Origin of the sequence: Frondihabitans sp. PAMC 28766 (genome assembly GCF_001577365.1) — a bacterium.
Lineage (GTDB): Bacteria > Actinomycetota > Actinomycetes > Actinomycetales > Microbacteriaceae > Frondihabitans.
This window is the reverse complement of record NZ_CP014513.1, coordinates 4,186,854-4,209,550: the sequence shown is the minus strand read 5'-3', so window position 1 is coordinate 4,209,550 and position 22,697 is coordinate 4,186,854. Positions and strand designations below refer to the sequence as shown.

At 70.2% G+C, this 22,697-nt stretch carries 15 protein-coding genes and 3 pseudogenes; 6 read left to right on the top strand and 12 right to left on the bottom strand.

The features are described 5' to 3' along the window. The first annotated feature begins 104 nt into the window (after positions 1-104). Positions 105-1,124: an LLM class flavin-dependent oxidoreductase gene (locus tag AX769_RS20060; RefSeq protein WP_066282666.1), complete on the top strand. Its 1,020-nt coding sequence runs from the start codon at positions 105-107 to the stop codon at positions 1,122-1,124. Between the two features lie 359 nt (positions 1,125-1,483). On the opposite strand, the gene AX769_RS20055 is transcribed toward AX769_RS20060, so the two are convergent. The 8 genes and pseudogenes from AX769_RS20055 to AX769_RS26140 all read right to left on the bottom strand — a co-directional run. Then, entirely contained in the window at positions 1,484-2,515 is a 1,032-nt protein-coding gene (locus AX769_RS20055) for an LLM class flavin-dependent oxidoreductase (RefSeq protein ID WP_066282664.1), read from the bottom strand. A gap of 84 nt (positions 2,516-2,599) precedes the next feature. Beyond that, the gene (locus tag AX769_RS20050; protein ID WP_157887744.1) at positions 2,600-4,855 is read right to left on the bottom strand and encodes an FUSC family protein; all 2,256 of its coding nucleotides are present in this window, start codon (positions 4,853-4,855) and stop codon (positions 2,600-2,602) included. 177 nt (positions 4,856-5,032) lie between these two features. Further along, the gene (locus tag AX769_RS24860) at positions 5,033-6,070 is read right to left on the bottom strand and encodes an ABC transporter ATP-binding protein (RefSeq protein ID WP_204249257.1); all 1,038 of its coding nucleotides are present in this window, start codon (positions 6,068-6,070) and stop codon (positions 5,033-5,035) included. Next, positions 6,055-8,861 (bottom strand): annotated as a pseudogene (locus AX769_RS20045) (ABC transporter ATP-binding protein). The gene AX769_RS24860 and the pseudogene AX769_RS20045 overlap by 16 nt, the downstream one beginning before the upstream one ends. Before the next feature lie 83 nt (positions 8,862-8,944). Further along, positions 8,945-9,385 carry a MarR family winged helix-turn-helix transcriptional regulator gene (locus AX769_RS20040; protein ID WP_066282657.1) on the bottom strand — a complete coding sequence of 147 codons (441 nt, stop codon included), beginning with the start codon at positions 9,383-9,385 and terminating at the stop codon, positions 8,945-8,947. Between the two features lie 61 nt (positions 9,386-9,446). After that, positions 9,447-10,145: a hypothetical protein gene (locus tag AX769_RS20035; RefSeq protein WP_157887743.1), complete on the bottom strand. Its 699-nt coding sequence runs from the start codon at positions 10,143-10,145 to the stop codon at positions 9,447-9,449. 79 nt (positions 10,146-10,224) lie between these two features. Beyond that, positions 10,225-10,746 carry a beta-ketoacyl synthase gene (locus tag AX769_RS24850; protein WP_066282653.1) on the bottom strand — a complete coding sequence of 174 codons (522 nt, stop codon included), beginning with the start codon at positions 10,744-10,746 and terminating at the stop codon, positions 10,225-10,227. Between the two features lie 30 nt (positions 10,747-10,776). Further along, positions 10,777-11,264 (bottom strand): annotated as a pseudogene (locus AX769_RS26140) (beta-ketoacyl synthase N-terminal-like domain-containing protein); the annotation flags it as partial. A 419-nt stretch (positions 11,265-11,683) separates the two neighbouring features. On the opposite strand from AX769_RS26140, the gene AX769_RS20020 reads away from it, so the two are divergent. After that, positions 11,684-12,253 carry a hypothetical protein gene (locus tag AX769_RS20020; RefSeq protein ID WP_066282650.1) on the top strand — a complete coding sequence of 190 codons (570 nt, stop codon included), beginning with the start codon at positions 11,684-11,686 and terminating at the stop codon, positions 12,251-12,253. Here AX769_RS20020 and AX769_RS20015 read toward each other — a convergent pair. Both AX769_RS20015 and AX769_RS20010 read right to left on the bottom strand, forming a co-directional pair. Continuing rightward, on the bottom strand, positions 12,243-13,277 hold the full coding sequence (locus AX769_RS20015) for a TetR/AcrR family transcriptional regulator (protein ID WP_066282647.1): 1,035 nt from the start codon (positions 13,275-13,277) through the stop codon (positions 12,243-12,245). The genes AX769_RS20020 and AX769_RS20015 overlap by 11 nt on opposite strands. Positions 13,278-13,519: 242 nt before the next feature. Further along, positions 13,520-15,559: a protease pro-enzyme activation domain-containing protein gene (locus tag AX769_RS20010; RefSeq protein ID WP_082763964.1), complete on the bottom strand. Its 2,040-nt coding sequence runs from the start codon at positions 15,557-15,559 to the stop codon at positions 13,520-13,522. Between the two features lie 195 nt (positions 15,560-15,754). On the opposite strand from AX769_RS20010, the gene AX769_RS20005 reads away from it, so the two are divergent. From AX769_RS20005 to AX769_RS19995, 3 genes are read left to right on the top strand one after another with little or no spacing between them, the layout of a single operon-like run. Next, on the top strand, positions 15,755-17,122 hold the full coding sequence (locus tag AX769_RS20005; RefSeq protein ID WP_066282642.1) for a sensor histidine kinase: 1,368 nt from the start codon (positions 15,755-15,757) through the stop codon (positions 17,120-17,122). Continuing rightward, positions 17,115-17,813 carry a response regulator transcription factor gene (locus AX769_RS20000; protein WP_066282640.1) on the top strand — a complete coding sequence of 233 codons (699 nt, stop codon included), beginning with the start codon at positions 17,115-17,117 and terminating at the stop codon, positions 17,811-17,813. The genes AX769_RS20005 and AX769_RS20000 overlap by 8 nt, the downstream gene beginning before the upstream one ends. Next, positions 17,810-18,769, top strand: coding sequence for a hypothetical protein (locus AX769_RS19995; protein ID WP_066282637.1), 960 nt, complete (start codon positions 17,810-17,812; stop codon positions 18,767-18,769). Before AX769_RS20000 ends, AX769_RS19995 begins: the two co-directional genes overlap by 4 nt. A 74-nt stretch (positions 18,770-18,843) precedes the next feature. Here AX769_RS19995 and AX769_RS19990 read toward each other — a convergent pair whose 3' ends face one another. Continuing rightward, positions 18,844-19,128, bottom strand: a complete 285-nt coding sequence (locus AX769_RS19990) for a hypothetical protein (RefSeq protein WP_066282635.1) — start codon at positions 19,126-19,128, stop codon at positions 18,844-18,846. 339 nt (positions 19,129-19,467) lie between these two features. Continuing rightward, positions 19,468-20,076 carry a TetR/AcrR family transcriptional regulator gene (locus tag AX769_RS19985; RefSeq protein WP_066282628.1) on the bottom strand — a complete coding sequence of 203 codons (609 nt, stop codon included), beginning with the start codon at positions 20,074-20,076 and terminating at the stop codon, positions 19,468-19,470. A gap of 105 nt (positions 20,077-20,181) precedes the next feature. Between AX769_RS19985 and AX769_RS24530 the strand changes: the two are divergent. Continuing rightward, a pseudogene (locus AX769_RS24530) lies at positions 20,182-22,684 on the top strand (beta-glucosidase). Positions 22,685-22,697 lie beyond the last annotated feature (13 nt).

The following is a 22,697-nucleotide window of genomic DNA, read 5'->3' as shown; positions in this document are numbered from 1 at the left end:
CGCGGGCAGCGGGCCGTGCTTCGGGTGGCGGAGGTAGTCGTCGAGCGCGGCCATGATCGAAGCGTATCGGGAACGATCTCGACTGCTCGGCTGTTGGGGACGGTATGACCAGTGACAGTGATTTCTCGACGCCGCGCCTCTCGATCCTGGACCTCGCGCCCATCGCCCCCGGCGAGACCGTCGCGCAGAGTTTCGAGAACTCCGTCGCCCTGGCGCAGGCCGCCGAGGCTCACGGCTACGAGCGCGTCTGGTATGCCGAGCACCACAACATGCCGACCATCGCCTCGTCGGCGACGAGCGTGCTGATCGGGCACGTCGCGGGCAAGACCTCGACGATCCGCCTGGGCTCGGGCGGCGTCATGCTGCCGAACCACTCGCCGCTAGTGATCGCCGAGCAGTTCGGCACACTCGCGTCGCTCTACCCGGGCCGAATCGACCTCGGGCTCGGGCGCGCCCCCGGCAGCGACCAGGTCACGATGCGCGCGATGCGCCGCGACCCGATGTCGGCCGACTCCTTCCCGCAGGACGTGCTCGAGCTGCAGGGCTACCTCAGCGGCGAGTCGCGTGTCGCGGGGGTCTCGGCGACGCCTGGCGCCGGCACGAACGTGCCCCTCTACATCCTGGGATCGTCGATGTTCGGCGCCCAGCTCGCCGCCGCGTACGGCCTGCCGTACGCCTTCGCGTCGCACTTCTCGCCCGACCTGCTGCACGACGCAGTCGAGTTCTACCGGCGCGAGTTCACCCCGTCGGCGCAGCTCTCGTCGCCGTACGTCATCGCGGGCGTCAACGTGGTCGCCGCCGCCTCGGCCGACGACGCGCAGGCGCAGTTCGACGCCACGCGCCGCACCCGCGTGCGCGGCATGATCTCGCGGACGCCGGGCTCGGCCGAATACACCGACGAGCAGATCGACATCTTCTTGACCACGCCGAACGGGCGTCAGATCGCGAACATGATGAAGTACGCGGCCGTCGGCACCCCTTCGGAGGTGCGCTCGTATCTCGCGGCGTTCGCCGAGTCGGCGCAGGCCGACGAGCTGATCGTCGCGCACCAGTCGCCGCAGATCGCAGGCCGGCTGGAGTCGGTGGCACTCACCGCCGACGCGATGCGCGGCGCCTCCGTCTAGGCGCCGCCCGCCCCGCCCCTCGCGGCGCCCCCCGCCCCGCTGAGCTCGTTGGTAAACCAGGAGTTTCGGGCCGCCACGGCAGCACGCGGCCGAGGAGTCACCCTGCGACCGCGCGAAGTCCGGTTTTGCCAACCTGGGTTGCGCGAGATCGGAGTCGGGCCGTCCGAACGGTGCCGCCCCGGAGATGTGCGGCTGCCCACTTCGGCCGGCTGCGCCCGGTTGGTGAAACCGGACTTCTGGCGCGCGCCGACGGGGGCGGCTGGGCGCGCGACCCCGGCTGCACGCAAACTCCGGTTCTACCAACGCGGCGGCCCCTCGCGGAGGCCGCCCGGGCCAGACCAACGCGCGGGGCCATCTCGCTAGACGAGCGCGCGACTCCAGCCGATGGCGGGCGCGATGTGCTCGGCTACGGTCTCGAGCAGTCGGGCGTTGTAGTCGACGCCGAGCTGGTTCGGCACGGTCAGCAGCAGGGTGTCCGCCGACATCACGGCGGCGTCTTGCACGAGCGCGCCGGCGATCTCGTCGGGCTCGCCGGCGTAGCTCTTGCCGAAGCGCGCGAGTTCGCCGCCGATGTAGCCGACCTGGTCTTCGGCGTCGTCTTGGCGCCCGCCGAAGTACATCCGGTCGATGTCGGTCGTGATCGGCAGGATGCTGCGGCTCACCGACACGCGCGGCTCGCGCTCCCACCCCGCGGCCTTCCACGCGTCGCGATAGATCTCGATCTGCGACGCCTGCAGGTCGCCGAAAGACTCGCCGGTGTCTTCGGTGAGCAGGGTCGACGACTGCAGGTTCATGCCCATCTCGGCCGCCCACTTCGCGGTCGAGCGGGTGCCCGAGCCCCACCAGATCCGCTCGCGCAGCGTCTCCGACTGCGGCATGATCGACAGCCCGCCCGTCTGGCCGCCGGTCATCTCGGGGTTGGCGTGCGCGACGCCCGCTCCCTCGATTGCGCGCAGGAAGACCCCCGCGTGCTGCCGGGCCATGTCGGCATCCGTCTGGCCCTCGGCGGGGACGTAGCCGAACGACTCGTATCCTGCCAGCGCCGTCTCGGGTGACCCCCGGCTCACGCCGAGTTGCAGCCGCGAGTCGCTGATGAGGTCGGTCGCCGCGGCCTCTTCGGCCATGTAGAGCGGGTTCTCGTAGCGCATGTCGATGACACCGGTGCCGAGCTCGATCCGTGAAGTGCGCGCGGCCATGGCCGCCAGCAAGGGGAAGGGCGAGGCCAACTGGCGGGCGAAGTGGTGCACGCGCACGGAGGCGTTGTCGATGCCGATCTCTTCGGCGGCGACGGCCAGCTCGATGGTCTGCGTCAGCACGTCGCGAGCGGTGCGGGTCTTCGACCCGGGAACGGGTTGGTAGTGCCCGAACGACAAGAATCCGATGCGCTTCATGAGCGTCTCAACCGTGCGCCTCAGCGCCTCATTCCCGAAACCATGCATTCGCATGAAAATGGCGCAGGATCAGGATCGGTCGTCTCAGGCCGCGGGGAACCGCCGACGCACGTGGCCGGCCGTGATGTGGGCCCGCCGCTCGACCAGGTCGGTGCGGGGGGCTGTGGCATCGACGTGCATGCCGTAGAGCGGCGCGAGACCGGCCATCGCCTCGTCGACCCGCATGAGGGCGTGCAGCCGGTAGCTGAGCAGGACGTCGTCTCCGCTGTCGGCGAGCTGCTCGTCGAGGGCCGTGAGGAGCGACGCGGAGCTGCGCCACACCGGCGTCGGCACGGGCGCGCCTGACGCGGGCGTTGCACGTGCGCCAGGCCCGGAAGCGGCGACCGCTTCGGACAGCCCCGAGATGGAGCCTCCGAGCACGTCGACGATCTCGCTCAGGCTGGTCGCCCGGTCATCGCTCAGCGGGCGGTGCCGCTCGCCGCGGTAGGCCGCGCCGCGGAGGGTCGAGGCGACGCCGACGAGGGCGGTGCGAGTGCGGTCGTCGCGCCGGCTGCCGCCGCCGGACGTGAAGCGCACCAGTGGCTTCATCACCGATTCGAGCTGGTAGGTGGCCTGGTCGATCGCGCGCGAGGCGCGGCGCAGGGCGGCGGCGCTCTCTGGCCCCGAACCCATGCCGCGCGACGCCTCGAGGAAGCGCCGTACGGTGGCCAGCTGGCGGATCACGGCGCGGCGGATCATGCGGCCGGTCGCGAGCGGCAGGATCACCGCGCTGACGATCACGGCGATCACCGCACCGAGGAGGTTCTCGACGAGGCGGTAGACGATCAAGCCGTCGCTGAATGCGCCCGAGTAGTTGTAGACCTGACAGAGCACGACGACGAGGCCGATCACCCAGAAGGCGTACGAGCGGGTGAAGCCGTACATGCCCGCTACGAGGAAGACGACGACGATCACGAGGGTGATCCACGGGTGCGTCACGCCGACGAAGTGGACGAGCACGATGCCGATGGCCCCGCCGATCACAGTGCCGATGCCACGGTTGACGGTCTTGCGAACCCGGTCGTGGATCGAGTTGGTGCCGGCGAGCACCACCATCACGCCGATGACGCCCCAGTAGAAGCGCTGCCCGTCGAGGGCGAGCGCGATGGGCTCGACGATCGCCACCGCGACGGCCGCCTGGATCGCGGTGCGGAGAGCCGGCGAGACCTTGAGGCGCCGCCACGGGCCGGACATGCCGCCGTCGGCGAGCTCGGCGTTGAGGATGGGTGTCGCGCCCGCCGGGCGGCCCATGAAGAGCACGACGGGCGACTCGAACGGCACGCCCTCGCCGGACGTAGGCAGGCTGCGGCGCACCGAGCGCCACTCGTCGGCGGTCGCGGCGATGTCATCGAGAAGGATGGCGGTGCGGTGCACGGCGTTCGCCCAGCGCGCGTCGGCGACGACCTCGGGGGAGGTGTCGGCCCAGGCGAGCAGGCGGGTCGCAGCAGCGTGGCCTTCGCCGCCGGAGCGCTCGAGGACGAGGCGGATGGCCCGGGCGACGCCGGCGCGCACCTCGGCCGGGGCACCGGCCGATGCCAGCTCGTGGGCGACGCGAGCCAGGCCGTCGATGGCCTGCTCGGTGTCGAAGAGGAGGGAGTGGAGGCGCTCGGCGGTCTCGCCGGTCGCGCCGGAGCCGGGTACGGCCAGCATGCCGTCGGCGATCAGGGCCGCCTCGTGATACTGGCTGCGCCGCCGCCGGAGCCGCACGTGAGCGCGCTTGTCGCGGGACGATTCGTCGAGGACGTCGGCGGACGCCTCCAGGACCCGGGTGCCCCAGGCCAGGAAAGCACGTCGCGACCGCATCAGCGAGCGGTAGGCGTTGGGGTGGAAGATCGCCGACCGGACGATGACCGTCGCGAGCAGCGAGACGGCGAAGATCAGGGCGAGCACCGGGAAGGACGTGAGGGGCAGCGGCAGCAGGAGGCCCACGAGGTAGGCCGCGAAGAGCCCGGCACCGAAGTCACCCACCCAGACGCCGAACCGCGATGCGTAGAACTGGATGAAGAGAAGCAGGATGATCAGCACGAGCTCGAGCACGCGGAACTCGCGGAGGGCGATGCTGCAGAACAGCGCGAGAGCGAACGGCACGTAGAGCGCGGCCGATCGCGCGGCGACGCGACTGGCTGTGGAGTCGACGACGACGAAGCAGCTGAGGAAGGCGGGGAGGGCGCCGAGCATGATCCCGACCAGCGCCGGCAGCCCGAAGATCAGAGCGACTCCGTAACCCGCGGCCATCCCGGCCGGAAGGGTGAAGAGGACGCGCCCGGCGGCGAACATCTTGACCAGGCCGATGTCGTGCATCAGCACGCGGTCCCACGCGCCGAGGCCGTGCCGAAGTCGAGAACGGTCCGACCGGTGATTCGGCGAACCGGGCACCCGTTCGGAGGTCTCCGTCTCTGATCGACTCGACATCAGCTGTTGTCCTTCCCTGTCCGACCTATTCTACTCGGCGCACATGACAGCCGGATTTCGCCAGGGCTAGCGGGCCTCCACCGCCTCGTACGCCCGCCACATCGACGCGTACTTCCCGTCGAGGGCAAGGAGCTCGTCGTGGCTGCCGAGCTCGGCGATCCGGCCGCCGGCGAGCACGCCGATGCGGTCGGCGGCGCGCGCGGTCTGCAGCCGGTGGGCGATCACGACGGTGGTGCGGCCCCGCGACACGCTCTGCATGGCCGCGGTGACACGGGACTCGGTGAGCAGGTCGAGGTTCGACGTGGCCTCGTCGAGCAGCAGGATCGCCGGATCCACGAGTTCGGCTCGGGCGAGCGCGATCAGCTGGCGATGGCCCGCCGACAGCGACCGGCCGCGCTCGGAGAGCTGATGGTGGTAGCCGCCGGGCAGCTCGCCGACGAAGTCGTGCGCGCCGACGGCTCGCGCCGCGGCCTCTACTTCGGCATCCGTCGCCGAGGATCGCCCATAGCTGATGTTGTCGCGGACGCTGCCGGTGAAGAGGAAGGCCTCCTGCGGCACGTAGCCGAGCTGCGTGCGGAAGGCGTGCAGGTCGAGGTGCCGAAGGTCGTGACCGTCGACGAGCACAGCGCCCTCGTCGGGGTCGTAGAAGCGCGCGATCAGCTTCATCACGGTCGACTTTCCGGCGCCGGTCTCGCCGACGAGGGCGATGGTCTCGCCGGGTGGAACCGTCAGGGCTATTTCGTGCAGCGCTTCGGGCGGCTTCGGGTGGAGCGCCGGGGCGAGGGCGATCGAGCGGCGGTCGCTGGGGCCGCGACGCTCGGGGGTGGCGGTCGCCGGGGTCACGAGCGGGTACGAGAACCGGACGCCTCGGAGCTCGAGGGCACCTCGTAGGCGCTGGGGGGTCGTGGCATCCTGCGCCTCGGGGGTGAGCGTCTCGAGCTTCATCAGGTCGCTGATGCGCGACACCGAGACTCTGGTCTGCTGCCATGAGTCGAAGACCTGCGACAGCTGCTGGATCGGCGAGAAGAACATGTCGATGTAAAGCAGGAAGGCGATGAGCGCGCCCGAGGTGAGATGACCGGACGCGATCAGAGTCGCACCCACCCCAGCACGATCACGTCGGCCACACCCGATAAGAACTGCACGAACGGGAAGTAGACGGCGACCAGACGCTGAGCCGCGATGCGGGAGTCGAGGTACCGGCGGCCGAGCCCGTGGAAGTGACGCATCGTGGCGGCCTCGTGCACGAACGCCTGCGATTCACGGACGCCCGAGAGGCTCTCCTGGAAGTCGGCATTCACGATCGCGATGCGCTCGCGGGCCTCGTCGTAGAGCACGCGCGACCGGCTGCGGTACCAGACGGTGCCTGCCGCGAGGGGCACGACCACGCAGAGCACGAGCAGGCCGAGCTCGGTGTTGATGAGCACGAGGGCGACCCGACGCCGACGAACGTGACGATCGAGACGAGGGCCGAAAGCAGGCCGTTCTCGATCAGCGACTCGAACTGGTCGACGTCGGTGGTCATGCGGGTCATCACGCGGCCCGCCATCTCGCGCTCGTAGAAGTCGAGCGACAATCGCTGCAGCTGCGCGAAGATGCGGATGCGCAGGCTCATCATCACGCGCTGGGCCACCCGGCCCGTCACGAACGTCTCGGCCATCCCGTCGAACAGGTCGGCCAGCGTCACCAGCAGGAAGAGGCCTGCGGCCCCGAAGAGCACCGCCTCCGAGCCCTTCTGCACCCCGGAGTCGATGCCGGTCTTGACCAGGGTCGGCCCGAGGAGGCCCGCCACGGCGTCGATCACGACGAAGAGCAGGGCGAGCAGCAGAGGCTTCCGGAACTCGCGCAGCAGTGTGCCGAGCGAGAAGTCACGGTTCTGCACCGTCTCGCGATCGAGGTCGATGCGCGGCTTGTCACGGATGGGCCCGAGAGCCGCCACTCGCGCAAGCAGTTCGGGGGTCGCTGCGAACATGCCCGCCATGCCGCGGCCGCCCCCGCGCCCGCCGCCTCCGCCGAGACCCATGCCGAGGCCGCCGCCCGGGCCGACGGCCCCGCCGGCGCGCCCTGCTCGCGGGTCCGAACCCCAGGCCGCGGCCGTCGTGCCCGAGCCGGCCGCACCGCCGCCGGCGCCTCTGCCCGCAGCGTCCGCCGCCAGCCGGCTCAGCGCGTCGATGTCGCCCGACGCGGCCGCGGCTGCGGTGTCGTCCGTCTCGTCGTCGTCGAGGCCTGTGATCAGCGCGCGATACACCGAACTCGACTTCACAAGCTCGTCGTGGGTGCCCTCGTCGACGACCCGGCCGTGATCGAGCACCAGGATGCGATCGGCCAGGTGCAGAGTCGACTCGCGATGCGCGATCAGCAGAACCGTGCGCCCTTCGAGCTCGTCGCGCAGCGCCTCGTGGATCGACTGCTCGGTCGACGCGTCGATCGCGCTGGTCGCATCGTCCAGGATCAGGATGCGAGGGTCGGACAGGATCGCGCGCGCCAGCGCGATCCGCTGCCGCTGACCACCCGACAGACTCAAGCCCCGCTCGCCGACGACCGTGTCGAAGCCGCGGGGGAGGGCCTCGATGAAGCCCGTTGCGTGGGCGACCTCGGCGGCCTGGCGAATCTGGGCGTCGGTGGCATCCTGCCGCCCGTAGGCGATGTTGGCCCCGACCGAGTCGGAGAACAGGAAGCTGTCTTCGAAGACCATGCCGATGCTCGAGCGCAACGAGTGCAGCGACACGTCGCGGAGCTCGTGGCCGTCGAGCAGGATGCGGCCGCCGACCGGGTCGTAGAACCTCGCCACGAGAGACGCCACCGTCGACTTGCCGCTGCCGGACGGCCCGACCAGTGCGACGCGCTCGCCCGCGCGGATGTGCAGCGAGAGCCCGTCGAGGGCCGCATGCTCGCTGCCGTAGCCGAAGGTGACGTCGTCGAACTCGATGTCGCCGCGGACGTCGTCGAGGGCGGTCGCGTCCGCGGCGTCGCGGATGGTCGGCTCGCGGTCGATCAGCTGGAAGATGCGCTCGATGCCGACCTGCGCCTGCTGCCCGATGGTCAGCACGCCGGCGAGTTGCCGAGCCGGGGCCATGAGGGCCGCGATGTAGCTCGTGAAGGCGAGGAACGTGCCGATGCTGATGCGCCCCTCGAGGGCGAGCCAGCCGCCGAGTGCCAGGACGGCCACCTGCGCCAGGGTCGGGATCGCCTCGAGCAGCGGCTGGAACCGCGACTGGATGCGCACCGAGCGCATCTGCGAGCCGTAGAGCCCCGTCGCGACGTCGGCCATGTGCTCGACCTCGCGCTTCTCGCGGCCGAAGGCCTTGACCACGCGCACGCCGTTCACGTCTTCGTCGACGATTTGCGCGACCTCGCCCTCGCGCTGCTGGGCGTCCCAGGTCGCGGGCAGGATCTTCGCCCGCATGCGGTACGCCGTGAACACCAGCGCCGGAACCATCACCAGGCTGATCACGGCGAGCAGCGGCGAGAGGAAGAACATGACGACGATCGACAGGATCATCAGGATGACGTTGCCGCTCATGATGGGCAGCATGTTGAGGAGGCCCTGCACCAGAGCACTGTCGGAGTTCGCGCGGCTGACCAGCTGACCCGTCGGCATCCGGTCGAGGCTGGCGAAGTCCATGCGCTGCAGGTGGTCGTGCATGTCGTTGCGGAGGTCGTTCTGCACCTCGAGCGCGACCCGGCCGCCGCGGTAGCGCCGGAGGTAGGTGAAGCCGAAGGTCGCGGCCGACAGGGCGATCAGGAGGATCAGCCACGGAACGAGCGGCGACGACTTGGCCACGATGACGCCGTCGACGATCTGCCGGGCGACGAGCGGCACCACCACCTGGCAGAGGCTGCCGAGCAGCGCGGCGGTGAGCGAGATGACGACGCTGCGGCGGTGGCGCAGCATGTAGCGCCAGAGGCGGCGGATCCAGCCTTCGGTGGAGGTGGCGGTGTCGTCGGGGGAGGAGATCGGTGTGCTGTCAGGGCTGCTCACGCGGTGGCCTCCTTCTGGCGGCGCTCGGCGACGGCCTCTTCGACGGCGTCGCCCAGAGCGGCAAGTGACGCGACGAGGGCGTCAGGATCCGGTGCTCGCTCGGCCAGCAATTCGAGCTGCCGGCACATGCGCCCCTCCATCTGGTCGAAGAGCTGCTCGCCCTCGGGGGTCAGCGCCAACGACGTCGCCCGAGCATCGCCTGCGACGGCGTCGCGGCGGATGAGGCCGCGGCGGTGCAGGGAGTCGACCGTGGCGCTGATCGTCGGCTTGCCGACCGCGAGCCGGGCTGCCAGCCGCGAGGCGCGCTCCTCACCGCTCGAGATCGCCGCGAGCACGCGGTAGTCGGCGAAGCTGAGGCCGTCGGAGGCGCGCTCGACGATGCGGGAGGCGCGTGCGAGGGCGCGCACGGCGGAGACGAGGGAGGGCTGATCGAGCATGCCCCCACTCTACGCCGATAGTTCGAGCCCCGAACCATCTTGGGTGAGGCTCGAGTGGGCGTCAGGCCAGCAGAGCGACCGCTCGCGCAATGACCATGCCGATCAGCACGTAGCCGGCGAACGACTCGAGGGCGCACAGCAACTTCGCCCGAGTCGACAGCGGCACCGTCTGCCCGGGCACCACCGCCGTGGCAGCGGTGAGCGAGAACAGCAGGTAGTCGGTGAAGGTCGGCGCCCACGAACGGACCGAGCCGGGGTGCGGCCCGGCGCGGCGGGAGCCAGTGGGCGCTTCGTCCTGCGCGAAGCGGAGGTCGATACGGAGGCCCTGCAGGCCGCCCGCCTCCGAGTCGTCGCGCCGGTGGACGGGGCCGCCCCGGTCGAGGTGCCAGGCCAGCACGGCGAAGCTGATCACCAGTGCGACCCAGGCCTGCAGGGCTGCCAGCAGCAGTCGCGGCCCGTCGTCGTCGTCGCCGTGGGCGAGCAGCACGATTGTTCCGGCGATCGACGCCAGGGCGGCGAGCACGAGGAGGATGGACTCGCCTCGCGCGAGGACACGGCTCCAGCGCGGCTCGCGCGTCAGGTGCACGGGGTTGACGGCCACGAGCACCACGAGCCCCAGGAGCTCGACGCCCGCGATGGCCAGACGCAGGTGCGGATGCACCGTGGCCGGCAGCGTGACCACGAGTGCGACTGCGACGAGCACTGCCACCACCGACGGCCATCGATGCTCGGCGCTGAACCGCCGGGTGTAGTGGGTCACGAACATCGAGCTTAGAGTCGAGCGGCGCTCAGCCCTGGCGCTGTCCGCGGCACGCCGCGCACATCCGGTCGGATCAAGGTCAGTCGACGGGCGAGAACACCAGAGTGCCGTTGTGGCCGCCGAAACCGAAGCTGTTCGACATCACCGGGCCGGGCGTCCACGGTCGGGCCTCGGTGGGGATGTCGAGGTGGATGTCGTCGTCCTGGTTGACGAGGCCGATGGTCGGCGGCACGGTCTTGTGCTTGATGGTGAGCGCGACCGAGACGGCCTCGACCGCGCCGGCGGCGCCGAACGAGTGGCCGGTGACGCCCTTGATGCTCGTGACGATGGGCGAGGACCCTGCGAACACGCGCTCGACGGCCTCGCTCTCGGCGTGGTCGTTGAGGCTGGTCGAGGTACCGTGCGCGTTGACGTGTGCGATCTGGTCGGGGGCGAGGCCTGCGTCGTCGAGGGCGAGCCTCATCGTGCGCTCGGCGCCCGTCCCGTGCGGTGCGGGCGCGGTCACGTGGTAGGCGTCAGCCGTCGAGGCGGCCCCGTCGATCGTCATGTAGACGTGGGCGCCGCGGGCCTGCGCCGCCTCGAGAGGCTCGAGGATGAGCATGCCGGCCGCCTCGGCAGCAGCCAGGCCGTCGCGGTCGCGGTCGAAGGGGCGCGAGAAGCCGGTCTTGGAGAGGGCGCGCATGTTGGCGAAGCCGGCGATGCAGACCGGGGTGAGGCTTGAGTCGGTACCCCGGCGATGACGAGGTCGGCCGTGCCGTGGGCGATCAGACGAGCCCCGGCGGCGATGCCGTCCGTGCCGGCCGCGCAGGCCGTGGAGATCGTGGTGGCGACGCCGCGCAGGCCGTAGCGGATGCTGAGGGCGCCGGCCGGGGCGTTCGGCATGACCATCGGCACGGTGTGTGGCGAGACGAGGCGCTCGCCCTTCTTGTCGAGGATGAGGATCTGCTCGGCGAGGGTCTGCACGCCGCCCATGCCGGTGCCGAGCGACACGGCCACGCGGTCGTGGTCGATCCCGTCGATGAGCTCGCCGGTGTCGGACTCGGCCGGGTAGGGCGCGTCGGCGTCGACCTTCACGAGCCCGGCGTCGCGCAGCGCCTCGTCCGCGGCGACGATGGCCATGCGTGTGACGTTGTCGGCATTCTTGTTGTTCTTATGCGACATCAGTCGTCGCGCATCGAGGGTGTCCAGGTCGACCCGGCGGACGTTGACGTGCGCGGCCGGTTCGAAGAGGCTCTTCCAGAACGCGTCGACACCGATGCCGCTGGGCGTGACGACGCCGATGCCGGTCACGGCGACAGTGCGATTCTGCAGGGGCTTCATGCGTGGGTCTCCTAGAGATGGTGCGGATTGCGTTCGAGCCGCTACCAGTTTGCACTGGGCAGGCACGGCCGACCGGGGCGGAGTCGTCCAACAAACCGACCCTCGATTTGTGGTTGCCGATGGCTCGATGACGAGTCAACATCGCCCGGAATGGGCGACGGCAGCGTCGATCGGGTGCAAAATCGACGTATGGACATTTCTTCGCGAGGAATCCTCTAATGGTTTCGCCGATCATCAAAACGCTCGGCGCCGTCGTCGTCGGAACCCCTGTCGCCGTCGTGCTCGGGCTCACCGCCCGCTCGATCCGCAAGCAGGAGGATGCGTCGGTCCCCGTCGTCCGCACGCAGGAGGCGCCCCTCAGCGTCACCGTCTACAGCAACTACCTCGACAAGCGCACCCACGAGCACCTGCCGCCGACCTCGTTCAAGAAGGGCTACGTCGCCTACGACGTCCACATCGAGAACCACTCGGCAGAGCCGGTGAAGGGCGTCCACGTCGAGCTCCTCGACATCGACGGGGACGTCGTCGGCACCCATCGCCTCGGCGAGGTGGAGGCTTACGGCCAGACCGTCTTCTCCACCAAGCGCTCGTGGACGAGCGCTCTCGAGGCGTCCCGCTCGCGCGCCGTCCCGGTCGCGCCGCGCACCGTCCTCACCTGGCGCACACCGCTCGGCCGACGCCGCACCATCGTCTCGCCGGCCGTCCGGCGAGTGCTGGGGCCGACACCGAGCTCGGTGCGACAGAGTCGCAGGCGCAGGCCTCCGGTGCTCGCCCAGGTCATGAGCTGACCCGAGGGTCCACAGGGCTTCCGCTCAGTCGCGTGCCAGCGGAGGGCGGGTGCGCTCGCTGACCGGGCGGCGACGTCCGTCGGATCCTGTGCTCCGGCGCGGGACGGCGGTGCGCCGCAGCGACCGGATCAGCATGAGGCTCGCGGCCAGCACGACCGCGACTGCGATGAGCAGCGGCGACGACTGTCCCGTCATGAGCGCTCGCACCACGCCGACCACGAGCACCAGCGCCGACGCCGCCGAGAGCACGGCAAGCAGGGTCTGGAATGGCGGACGATCGGACGGGCCGGATGCGGGAGGTCGACGGTCGGGCATCCCGACAGTGTGCACGGTACGGCCGCGCTCGACCAGTGGGCAAAACAGAGGACACCCGAGTGACCCGGGCGCTTCGTTCAGGCGACCGGCTGAGAGATGCGCGCGAGAACCGAGCGGACGAGACCGGTCGCTCGGGCTGGATGCGCTCGACGGGCTCGGCCGGGTCGAGGGCGACCCATTCTTTGACCGAGCTGCGGACGGCGCCTCCGCAGAGGCTGAGCAGCACTTCGGCCTCGGCCCGGTTCGAGCCGAGCCCCGTCGCATCGTGCTCGAGGATGGCGCTCACGGCATCGGTGAGGGTGTCGATCATGCGCGTCATCTGGGCGACGTGGCGGCCGAAGAGCTGCGGGTGCCGCTTCAGCACCTCGTGGCGCTGCTGGTGCAGGGCCTTGCCCTCGATTGACGGGCTGATCAGAGACAGCAGCAGGATCACGGTCGACTCGACCGCGTCGACCCCGTCGTTGCGCATGATGTGCTCGGTGACGACCCCGGGCGTGAGCTCGATGTCGTGGATCCCCAGGATCGCGTCTTCTTTGCTGTCGAAGTAGTTGAAGAACGTGCGCGACGAGACGTCGGCAGTCGAGCTGATCGAGTCGACCGTGGCGTGCTCGAGGCCGTCGCGGAGGACGAGCGTGACGGCCGCCGACTCGAGACGCCGGCGCGTCTCTTCGCGCTTGCGATCGCGCAAGCCGAGGGGTTCGGTCACCATGCCTCGATTATTGCCCGGACTGCAAACTTACGCAAGTGAAAAGGTGCAGTCATGAAAAACAACGGGCGCATGATGCAAAGCGCTCGCGGGGCCGAGGCGGCTTCCCGACCGCGCACGGCCCCGCGAGCGGCGGGGTGAGAGGGCGACGCAGACCCGAAATGCGCGTCGCCGATTCGAATTCACTTCGGAGTCGAGCCCTTGCCCGGTGGGCGCTCCGATGACCCCAGTTCGGGGGGGGGGGGTCAGCTGGCGGGGGTGGCGAAGCCGGCGATGCTCGACATGTTGAGAACGCCGAGGCCGGTGACGTAGTCGAAGCCGTTTGCGGTGTGATAGCTGCCATCGTCGTTCAGCGTGACCAGGTAGCTCGCCGACGAGGTCGAGTAGACCAGCCTCGGGTGGCCGGTGGGGGTCTTCACGTCGAAAAACGTCTTCGGCGCCGACCGGTACAGAGAGTAGAGGATCGGGTTGGCGAATCCGACATGGGCACCGGTGCGCTGCTGCACGGTCGCCATCAGACCGGCGACGAGCGGTGTGGCCAGCGACGTGCCGCCGGCGACGCTGGATGACCAGGCGCCGGTCGCGAGGGTCGAGTTGTTCGTGATCGGGTGGTAGCCGATGCTGAGGCCGGTGAACGGATCGGCGAGCGCCGAGATGTCGGGCCCGACGCGGTAGTCGGACGCCGTCTTGACGTTGACGGCCGAGGCCTGGTAGTCGACGGGCAGGCTCGACCGCTTGAAGACTTTGCTCCACCCGCCACCGGACCCCCCGGAGAAGAGACTGCCGGGAAGCGTCGTCTGATAGTGCGCCTTGGGGGCGGCTTTCGTCGTGACGATCGGGTCGAGCACGTCGCCCCAGCCCAGTTCGAAGGCGCGCTGACCGGTACTCGAGATGCCGAGGCTCGTGCCGCCGACCGAGGTGACCCACGGAGACGAGGCCGGGAAGTTCGCCGACGCATAGCCGAGGTCGGCCTTCTCGTCGCCGTCGTCACCGCTGGCGAAGTAGAGGCCGATCCCCTCGGCCGCGGCCTGCAGCTGGAGGTTGACCTCGCCGTCGATATAGGCCTGGGCGCCCTGGCCTGTCGGCTCGCCGGTGCCGCCGTAGCTGTTGCTGACGACGTTCGCCAGCCCCTGGTCGAGGATCGTGGACAGCGCGAGGTCAGTGCCTGCGCCGCAGTCGCCGGCGCCGGCGTACAGGATTCCCGCGGAGGGCGCGATCGCGTGGACCGCCTCGACGTCGAGGGTCTGCTCGACCTGCCACCCGCTCGGGTAACCGCAGGAGGCCTCGTCGGTGAACGCCGACTTCGACACCGACACGTCTCGGTACTGGGTCGAAGTGAGGAGAGGCTCGCCCTTGCTGCGCGAGTAGGTGTTGACATCGGTGACGGTGGTCGGCGAGTCGTAGGCGTCGATGATGGCGACCGTCTGACCTGCGCCGGCGGTCGCGGACTGCCCGTATGCCTGGCGGATCTGCTTGGGGGTGTACCCGCAGTTGACGGTGCCCGCGTGGGTCTGGCCCCAGGCGGTGGGGATCGTCACCGACCGCTGACCGGAGTAGGTCGAGCAGGGCGCCTTGACGGTGACGCTGCTCGGGGCCACGAGCGACTGCAGGCTCCTCGGCGAGCCGCCGACCGTCTGGATCGAGTTCTGGCCGACGTTCTGGGGGCGGGTGAGCAGTCGCCCCTGGTCGAGCACGATCCCGGAGATGTGTGCCGCCTGCGCGGTGGGCAGCGACGGGACACGCGACGGTGCGATCAGGTGATGCCCCTGCACGTCGTACGTGGCGAGAGACGTGTCGAAGAGCGCGTCGACTGCCTTGACGGTGCCGCGGAAGACGATGTATTGACGGCTCGCCGGGGAGCCGGTGATGGTGATGCCGGTGGGATTCGACGACGACCCGGTGAGCATGTCCCTCTCGCTGTCGAACGAGGCCTGCGTCGGCGCGAACCGGGTGATCCAGTCAGAAGGGCTGAGGTACTGGCGGTATTGCGAGCTCTTGGGGTTCGACACAGACGACGCGAGAGCTTCGGCGCCGGCCTCGTCCTGCAGGGGGAGGAACACCTCGCCCTCGACGACAGTGGTCGGTGAGGTGGCAGTCGTCACGGCGGCCTTCTTGGCCCAGGTCGGCACGGCGCTCGCGAACGTGACGCGAGGGGTCGCGGCGGATGCCTGTGCGGCACCCAGCGCCCCGACGCCGGCGACCGAGAGAGCCGCGACCGCGATCGCGGCCACCGCCCGACGTCGTCGACTGGCTCTCGTGGCATTCGTGGCGCGTGCGTGCTGCATCGGCAGGTCTTCCCCTCAGAAGATGTGACGGGACGACCCCCTCGCCTTCGACGGTAGGTTCTGGGGCGGCCCGAGCACAGTCCCCAGAGGTGGGAACCCCCGGAGAGGGGGCAGGCCCTGGAGGTGTCTCATCATCAGGGATGAAAAGCGGCCCCGGGGCGCCTTCTCGGCCCCGGTCGCCTCTACCGTCGAAGCATGGACAACTCGCCCCGCCTGTTCGGCGCGACGACGCTGCTGGTCTTGCGGATCACGAGTGTCGCCGCCGCCCCCGTGGCAGCCGCCGTCTACCTGGTGCTCTGGAACATCGCCGAGGTGGGCCGCCACTCGCCCCCGAACATCGTGCTGTTCGCGCTCTTCGCGGTGGCCCTCGGCCTGTCGACGTGGATGCCGCGCACGGCGATGGGCCTCGTTCTTGCGATCGGCGCGCTGCAGGCCCTAGGCCTCGTGGCGCCGACCGACGACACCACTTGGCCCGCGTCGCTGGCGATCGCCTTCGTGGTCTTCTTCGTCGGCCTGTTCGCGCGCGGGCTCACGCGCTGGCTCGCCGTGCCGGTGGTCGTGGCCTCGTCGCTGCTGTTCGCGTTCGTGACCGCCTTCCCCACCGACGCGCGGCCGTACCGCTGGGGCTCGTGGGTGGGCGACGGCCCCCTGATCGACAGCCCGCGGCGCGACGCCGAGACGCTCGCGCTCGCTGCCCTCGCCGTCGGCCTGGCGGCGTGGCTGATCGGCATCGCGGTCTCGTCGTTCATCGCCGTGGTCGAGCGGGACGTCGAGCGTGTCGACACGCAGCTCGCCCGGGCGGGCCTCGACCTCCGGATCGCCGACGACCGTGCGCGCATCTCGAGAGACGTCCACGACTCGCTGGCCCACTCTCTCGCCGTGATCGTGTCGCAGGCGCAGGGCGCCGTCGCGCTCGCCGCGAGCCGCCCCGGTGGTACCGCCGGGCCCGCGGGGGCGGGGCCCGCGGGGGCAGGCCTACCGGCGGCAGGATCGATGGAGGCCCGGTCCGTGGAGGCCCGGTCCGTGGAGGCCCGGTCCTTGGAAGCGCAGACGCTCGAGACCGTCGCCGAGGTCGCGCGCACGGCTCTCGTCGACGTGCGGGGCCTCGTCGAGCGCATCCAGACGGTCGACGACGTGATCCTGCCGCGCGCGACGCTGGCCGACGTGCCCGACCTCGTCGAGCAGATGCGTTCTCTCGGCATGTCGATCGACCTCGAGCTGTCGGGAGACGAGCGGATCGCCCTCACCGACGCGCAGCAGGTGGCGGTCTACCGCATCGTGCAGGAGAGCCTGACCAACGCGCTCAAGCACTCCGGCTCGACGTCTCGCGTGACCGTCGACCTCGCGAGCGCCGAGTCGGGGGTGAGCGTGCACGTGTCGTCGAGCGGCGACCAGCCCCTGGTCGACGGGGTGGGCCCGGGCGCCGGCATCGCGGGCATGAAGGAGCGCGCTCGGCTGGCGGGTGGCTGGCTGCGGGCCGCGCCGGTCGGCAAGACCGGAGAGTCGGCGTTCGTGGTGACCGCGTTCGTGCCATCGGCGCGAGGCGGGGTGCAGAATGCCTGATTCGACGACCCGGGTCGTCGTGGTCGACGACCAGCGCCTGTTCGCCTCGGGCATGAGCATGCTCATCGAGTCGCAGCCCGACCTCGAGTGCGTCGGCACGGCGCTCGACGGCCGCGAAGCGGTCGAGCTCGTGGCGCGCGTCGCTCCCGACGTGGTGCTGATGGACATCAGGATGCCGGTGGTCAACGGGATCGAGGCCACGCGCCTCATCAGCGAGGCCGAATCGACCGGCGTCCTCCCCGTCGACGCCGTTCCTCGTGTCGTCGTGCTCACCACGATCAAGAAGGACGAGGCCGTGTACGCCGCCTTCCAGGCCGGCGCGCACTCCTTCCTCACGAAGGACGCCTCGCCCGAGGTCGTGCTGGCCGCGATCCGGGCGGCCGTCACGGGGGCGCCCGCACCGACTGAGGCGGATGCGATCGAACTGGTGCGCGCCCACGCCGACCCGCAGGCCCCCGAGCGACCGGATCCGCTCGAAAGCCTGACGGCGAAGGAGCGCGAGATGTTCGCGCTCGTCTCGCGGGGCCTCAGCAACGCCGAGATCGCGGCAGAGCTGGTCGTCTCGGAGGCCACGGTCAAGAGCCACGTCCGTGCCGTGCTGCTGAAGCTCGGCCTGCGCAGCCGCATCCAGGTGGTCGTCTTCGCCTACGAGAACGCCCTGGTCGACCAGGCCGCCGAAGGAGCGAAATGAAGCACCCGTCCGCCTTCCTCGGCCGCCAGTGGGTCGCCAAGCTCGCCGCCCTCGTGGTCGTCGTGGCCGGCACGGCCGCCATCGCCGTCTCGAACATCCCCGAGCCGGCCGACCAGGCGCTGCCGCACCTGCCGACGAAAGACGTGTCGTCGTGGAGCATGCCGCTCGATCGCTACCTCGTCGTGAACGACGACCAGGAGCACTACGCCGAGCTGCTGCTGCAGTCGAAGTGCGCGGCCGCCCAGGGTGTCCGGATGGACGTGCCGTGGCGCGACGTCACATCGATCGGCGTGCACGGATTCGGCGACGCCGAAGACGCCGGCCTCGGCCAGGACTCGGTCGTGCGGCCCCTCACCGTGGGCACGGCGAAGGCGGTCGGCTACCACCGGGTGCCGACCGACACGCTCTCGAGCGGGCTCTGGGCGGCCTACCTCGCGCGGCCGCCGCTGACGGGTGCGCAGCAGAGGGTCGCGGACTCGTGCCTGACGCAGGTGCGCGAGACCGAGCTCTCGATCGCCCCGCTGTCGGGCAGGGCGCAGGTGGCGAACGCTCTCGCGGTGACGCTGGCGAACCGGGCCCTGCGAGACGCGCGTCGTGATCCTGCCGTCGTCTCTCGAGAGAGGGCCTGGCGCACCTGCATGGCACCGGCCCGCGTCCGAGACCTGCCGGAGTCGCCGGCGCTGATGCCGTCGCCCTCGGTGGCGAACGGGTTCGCGGTGGGGCTGCCGACGGCGCACGTGAGCGCCGGTGAGAAGAGCGTGGCGGTGCAGGACGCCACGTGCATGACGTCGACCGGCTACCGGGCGGCTCTCTACGCCGCCGACTACCGGCAGCAGCAGCGCGTCACGAAGAGCGACCTCGGGGTGCTCGAGGCGGGTGGCGTCGACCAGAGGGTGTACGCGGCCAAGGTCGACCGCGTCATCGCCGCGAACCTGCCGCCGAAGCCGGAGGCGTAGCCCCGCAGACGAGAATCGGCGCAGGACACCGGTGAGAACCGGTGCCCTGCGCCGAAAGTGGTGCTGGCTTCGACCTATGCCGCGAAGGCGAGCTCTCGCAGCTGCACGTCGTGCGCCTGCAGGATCGTGCGCGACGGCTCGGAGACCCAGGCGCGGCCGGGAATGACCCAGCCCTCGGCGCCCGACGCCACGACGCGAGCGCCCGGGGCCACGTGGCCGCCGAGCTCGGAGCGGGCGATGCGGACGACGAATTCGCGCGAGGACTCGTCGACGACGACGAACTCCACGAGGTTGTCGTGGGTGAGCACGGGAGCCGTGGTGACGGTCCCGTCGATCTGGATGAGTGAAATGGTTGTCATGGTGCTGTCTTTCGATGCTGTGCGGCGAGTTCGCGCGGGCACCGGGTGAGGGTGCGGCGCTGTTCGCACACGCCGAGTGTCGGCGTGCTGGTGCGCGGTGCTTTGTGGGCACGAAGCGCGGGTTGGCTCGGTCGGAATGAGACCCATGAAGGTCTGAACGAGCATGTGTTGGCCTGTTGGGCCGACGGCACTGGCTCGGGGCCAGCATGCCTGTCGTGAAACACGCACGTCGTTCAACAAGCACGTCGCGAATGGGTAGATAGTCCACTCAAGCAACTGGATAACGATAGCAGGATGCTGTCGCTCCGTCAAATCTGGTATGACACCCCAGTCAGGGGGTCACGAGTCAGCGGTCGGGCCCGACGGGGGCGGGGTGAGTAGCCCGAGCACGGTCTCGAAGGTGCCGCTCATGTCGATCGCCGGGTCGTGCAGCCACTGCAGCTGGATGCCGTCGCTCACCGCCGTGAGGATGCGCGCGATCATCGCCGGGTCGAGGTCGATGCGGATCTCGCCTGCCTCTTGACGGGCTCGGGCGGCCTCGCCGAGGGTCGTCTCGATCTGGGCGTACCGGTCGTCGATGTAGGCGTGGCCGGGGTGCTCGGCCGCCTCCGACTCGACCACCAGGCGCGAGTAGAGCTGCACGAGGCCCGGCACCTCGGCGTTGTGGCGCAGGGCGCGGGGGAGGAGGTCGATGATGTCGCCGTCGTCGGGCAGGAGGCGGGCCTCGTCGGCGTCGTCGCGCTCGCGGAGCACCTCGACGAGGAGGTCTTCGCGCGAGTCGAAGTAGTGCAGCACTCCGGCCTTCGTGAGACCGACGGCGTCGGCGATCTCCTGGAGCGAGGAGTGGCGGTAGCCCCGTTCGCCGATGACGGCGAGAGCCGCACTCAGGATCTCCGCACGCTTGGCGTCGCCCTTGGCGTAGCGGCGGGAGGGAACAGCACTGGTCACGCGACAAACCTAGCGCCGATAATCCCAACCCGAGGTAGGTTTGTGATGCTAGATTCTTCGACAGGCCGCGTCGAGGTCGACGCCGCCGTGACCCGAAAGGCACCGATGTACGACTCCGCAGAAGAGACCGCCCGTCTCGACGAACTGGCCGCGAAACTGACCCTCGACGAGAAGGTGCAGCTGCTCACCGGGCGCGACTTCTGGACGACCTGGCCCATCGAGAAGATCGGGCTGCGTCGCATCCTGGTGTCGGACGGCCCCTCCGGCGTCCGTGGCGAGGTGTGGGACGAGCGCTCGCCTTCGCTCAACCTCCCGAGCGCGACGGCGCTCTCGTCGTCCTGGGACCGCGCCGTCGCTGCTCGCTACGGTGCCGCGTCCGCTGTCGAGGCCCGCCGCAAGGGCGTCGACGTCGTGCTCGGGCCGACCATCAACCTGCACCGGTCGCCGCTGGGCGGCCGCCACTTCGAGGCGTTCAGCGAAGACCCGCTGCTCACCGCCGAACTCGCCGCGGCCTACGTGTCGGGCGTGCAGGAGAACGGCGTCGGGGCCACCCCCAAGCACTACATCGCCAACGACTACGAGACCGAGCGCTTCACTGCGAACACCGTCGTCTCCGAGCGTGCCCTCCGCGAGCTCTACCTGCTCGCCTTCGAGAAGAGCATCACCGAGGCGCACGCGTGGCTCGTGATGTCGTCGTACAACCAGATCAACGGCACCACCGCCACGAGAGCGAGCTGCTCGAGACGCCGCTGGGCTCCGAGTGGGGCTTCGACGGCGTCGTCGTCAGCGACTGGACGGCTGTTCGCACCGTCGAGAGCGCCAAGGCGTCGCAGGATCTCGTGATGCCCGGCCCCGACGGCCCCTGGGGCGCCGCTCTCGTGGCGGCCGTTCGCAGCGGTGACGTGTCGGAGGCGGCCATCGATCGCAAGGTCATCCGTATCCTGCGCCTCGCTGCCCGTGTCGGCGCGCTCGAGGGCTTCGCACCCGTGCAGGCCGCTCCCGTCACCGTCGAAGACGGCGTCGCGTTCGCCCGCGAGGCCGAGGCCGCCGGCAGCGTGCTGCTCGCGAACCCCGAAGGCACCCTGCCGCTCGACGCCTCGGCACTGGGGTCGGTCGCGCTGATCGGCCACAACGGCCTGCACGCCCGCACCCAGGGCGGCGGCTCGGCCACCGTGCTGCCGACGAAGGTCGTCTCGCCGCTCGAAGGTCTCCGTGCCGCTCTGCCCGGTGCGATCGTCTCGTACTCCATCGGGGCCGTCGTCCAGGAGGGCATCACCGAGCTTCCCCTCGACGACATCGTCAACCCGGCCACGGGCTCGAATGGCATGCTCGTCCGCTTCCTCGACGCCGACGGCACGGAGATGTTCCGCGAGGACCGCCTGGCCACGGCGCTGACGTACTTCGGTGGCGACGCCCCCGTCGACACCTCGGCGGTTGCCGAGATGACGATGACGTGGACGCCGGCCACCACCGGCGAGGCGCTCTTCGGCTTCGCTTCGGTCGGCCACGGGCGCATCTTCGTCGACGGCCGGCTCGTGCACGAAGAGACCTCGAAAGACACCGGCGGCATGGATCTCGGCGCGTCGCTGCTCGCGCCGCCATCGATCGTCACCCCGGTGCAGGTTGCCGCGGGCACCTCGCTCGACGTGAAGATCGAATTCGACATGGGCTCGCGCGACAAGTCGATGGCGGGCGTGTGGAGCATCACGGCGGGGCTCGAAGCCGACAACTCCGACCCGGAGGGCTGATCGCCTCGGCGGTCGACGCCGCAGCGAACGCCGATGTCGCCATCGTCGTCGTGGGCACCAACTCTCGAGTCGAGTCGGAGGGCTTCGACCGCCAGAACCTCGACCTGCCCGGGCGCCAGGACGACCTCGTGCGCGCCGTCGTCGCCGCCAACCCGAACACGATCGTCGTGGTCAACTCGGGCTCGCCCGTCGTCATGCCCTGGCGCGACGACGTGAAGGCGCTGCTGCTGACCTACTTCGGCGGCCAGGAGTACGGCAACGCGCTCGCGGACCTGCTGTTCGGCGCCGTCGAGCCCGGCGGGCGTCTGCCCACGACGTGGCCGGCGCTGCTCGGCGATGTGCCGGTGCTCGACGTCACACCGCACGGCGGCATCGTCGCCTACGACGAGGGCATCCACATCGGCTACAGGGCGTGGCTGCGCTCGGGCCAGACGCCCGCGTTCGAGTTCGGGCACGGGCTCGGCTACACCACGTTCTCGACGGGGTCGCTCGAGGTCTCGCCGTCGGTCTCCGCCCCGTCCGCTCCTTCCGCTTCGGGCGGGGCGCAGGATGCCACGGTGTCGGTCACGGTCACCAACACCGGTTCGCGCCGGGGCAAGCACGTCGTTCAGGTGTACCTGTCGCGCGCCGAAAGCGCGGTCGATCGCCCCGCCCGGTGGCTCGCCGGCTTCGCGCCGGTGATACTCGACGCAGGGCAGTCCCAGGTCGTCACGATCCCGCTGCCGGCGCGTGCCTTCGCCGACTGGGACGAGGGCTGGAACTACGAGGAGGGCGCGTTCGAGGTGCACGTCGGCACGTCGCTCACGGCCACCCCGCTCGAGGCCTCGATCGAGCTCGTGGGGTCGTCAGCGCGGGCCTGAGCGACCATCGGGT

Coding starts and splice junctions, on each gene's coding strand:
- AX769_RS20060 (WP_066282666.1), top strand. CDS start 105: ATGACCAGTGACAGTGATTTCTCGACGCCGCGCCTCTCGATCCTGGAC.
- AX769_RS20055 (WP_066282664.1), bottom strand. CDS start 2,515: ATGAAGCGCATCGGATTCTTGTCGTTCGGGCACTACCAACCCGTTCCC.
- AX769_RS20050 (WP_157887744.1), bottom strand. CDS start 4,855: ATGCACGACATCGGCCTGGTCAAGATGTTCGCCGCCGGGCGCGTCCTC.
- AX769_RS20040 (WP_066282657.1), bottom strand. CDS start 9,385: ATGCTCGATCAGCCCTCCCTCGTCTCCGCCGTGCGCGCCCTCGCACGC.
- AX769_RS24850 (WP_066282653.1), bottom strand. CDS start 10,746: ATGCTCATCCTCGAGCCTCTCGAGGCGGCGCAGGCCCGCGGCGCCCAC.
- AX769_RS20020 (WP_066282650.1), top strand. CDS start 11,684: ATGGTTTCGCCGATCATCAAAACGCTCGGCGCCGTCGTCGTCGGAACC.
- AX769_RS20015 (WP_066282647.1), bottom strand. CDS start 13,277: ATGGTGACCGAACCCCTCGGCTTGCGCGATCGCAAGCGCGAAGAGACG.
- AX769_RS20010 (WP_082763964.1), bottom strand. CDS start 15,559: ATGCAGCACGCACGCGCCACGAATGCCACGAGAGCCAGTCGACGACGT.
- AX769_RS20005 (WP_066282642.1), top strand. CDS start 15,755: ATGGACAACTCGCCCCGCCTGTTCGGCGCGACGACGCTGCTGGTCTTG.
- AX769_RS20000 (WP_066282640.1), top strand. CDS start 17,115: ATGCCTGATTCGACGACCCGGGTCGTCGTGGTCGACGACCAGCGCCTG.
- AX769_RS19995 (WP_066282637.1), top strand. CDS start 17,810: ATGAAGCACCCGTCCGCCTTCCTCGGCCGCCAGTGGGTCGCCAAGCTC.
- AX769_RS19990 (WP_066282635.1), bottom strand. CDS start 19,128: ATGACAACCATTTCACTCATCCAGATCGACGGGACCGTCACCACGGCT.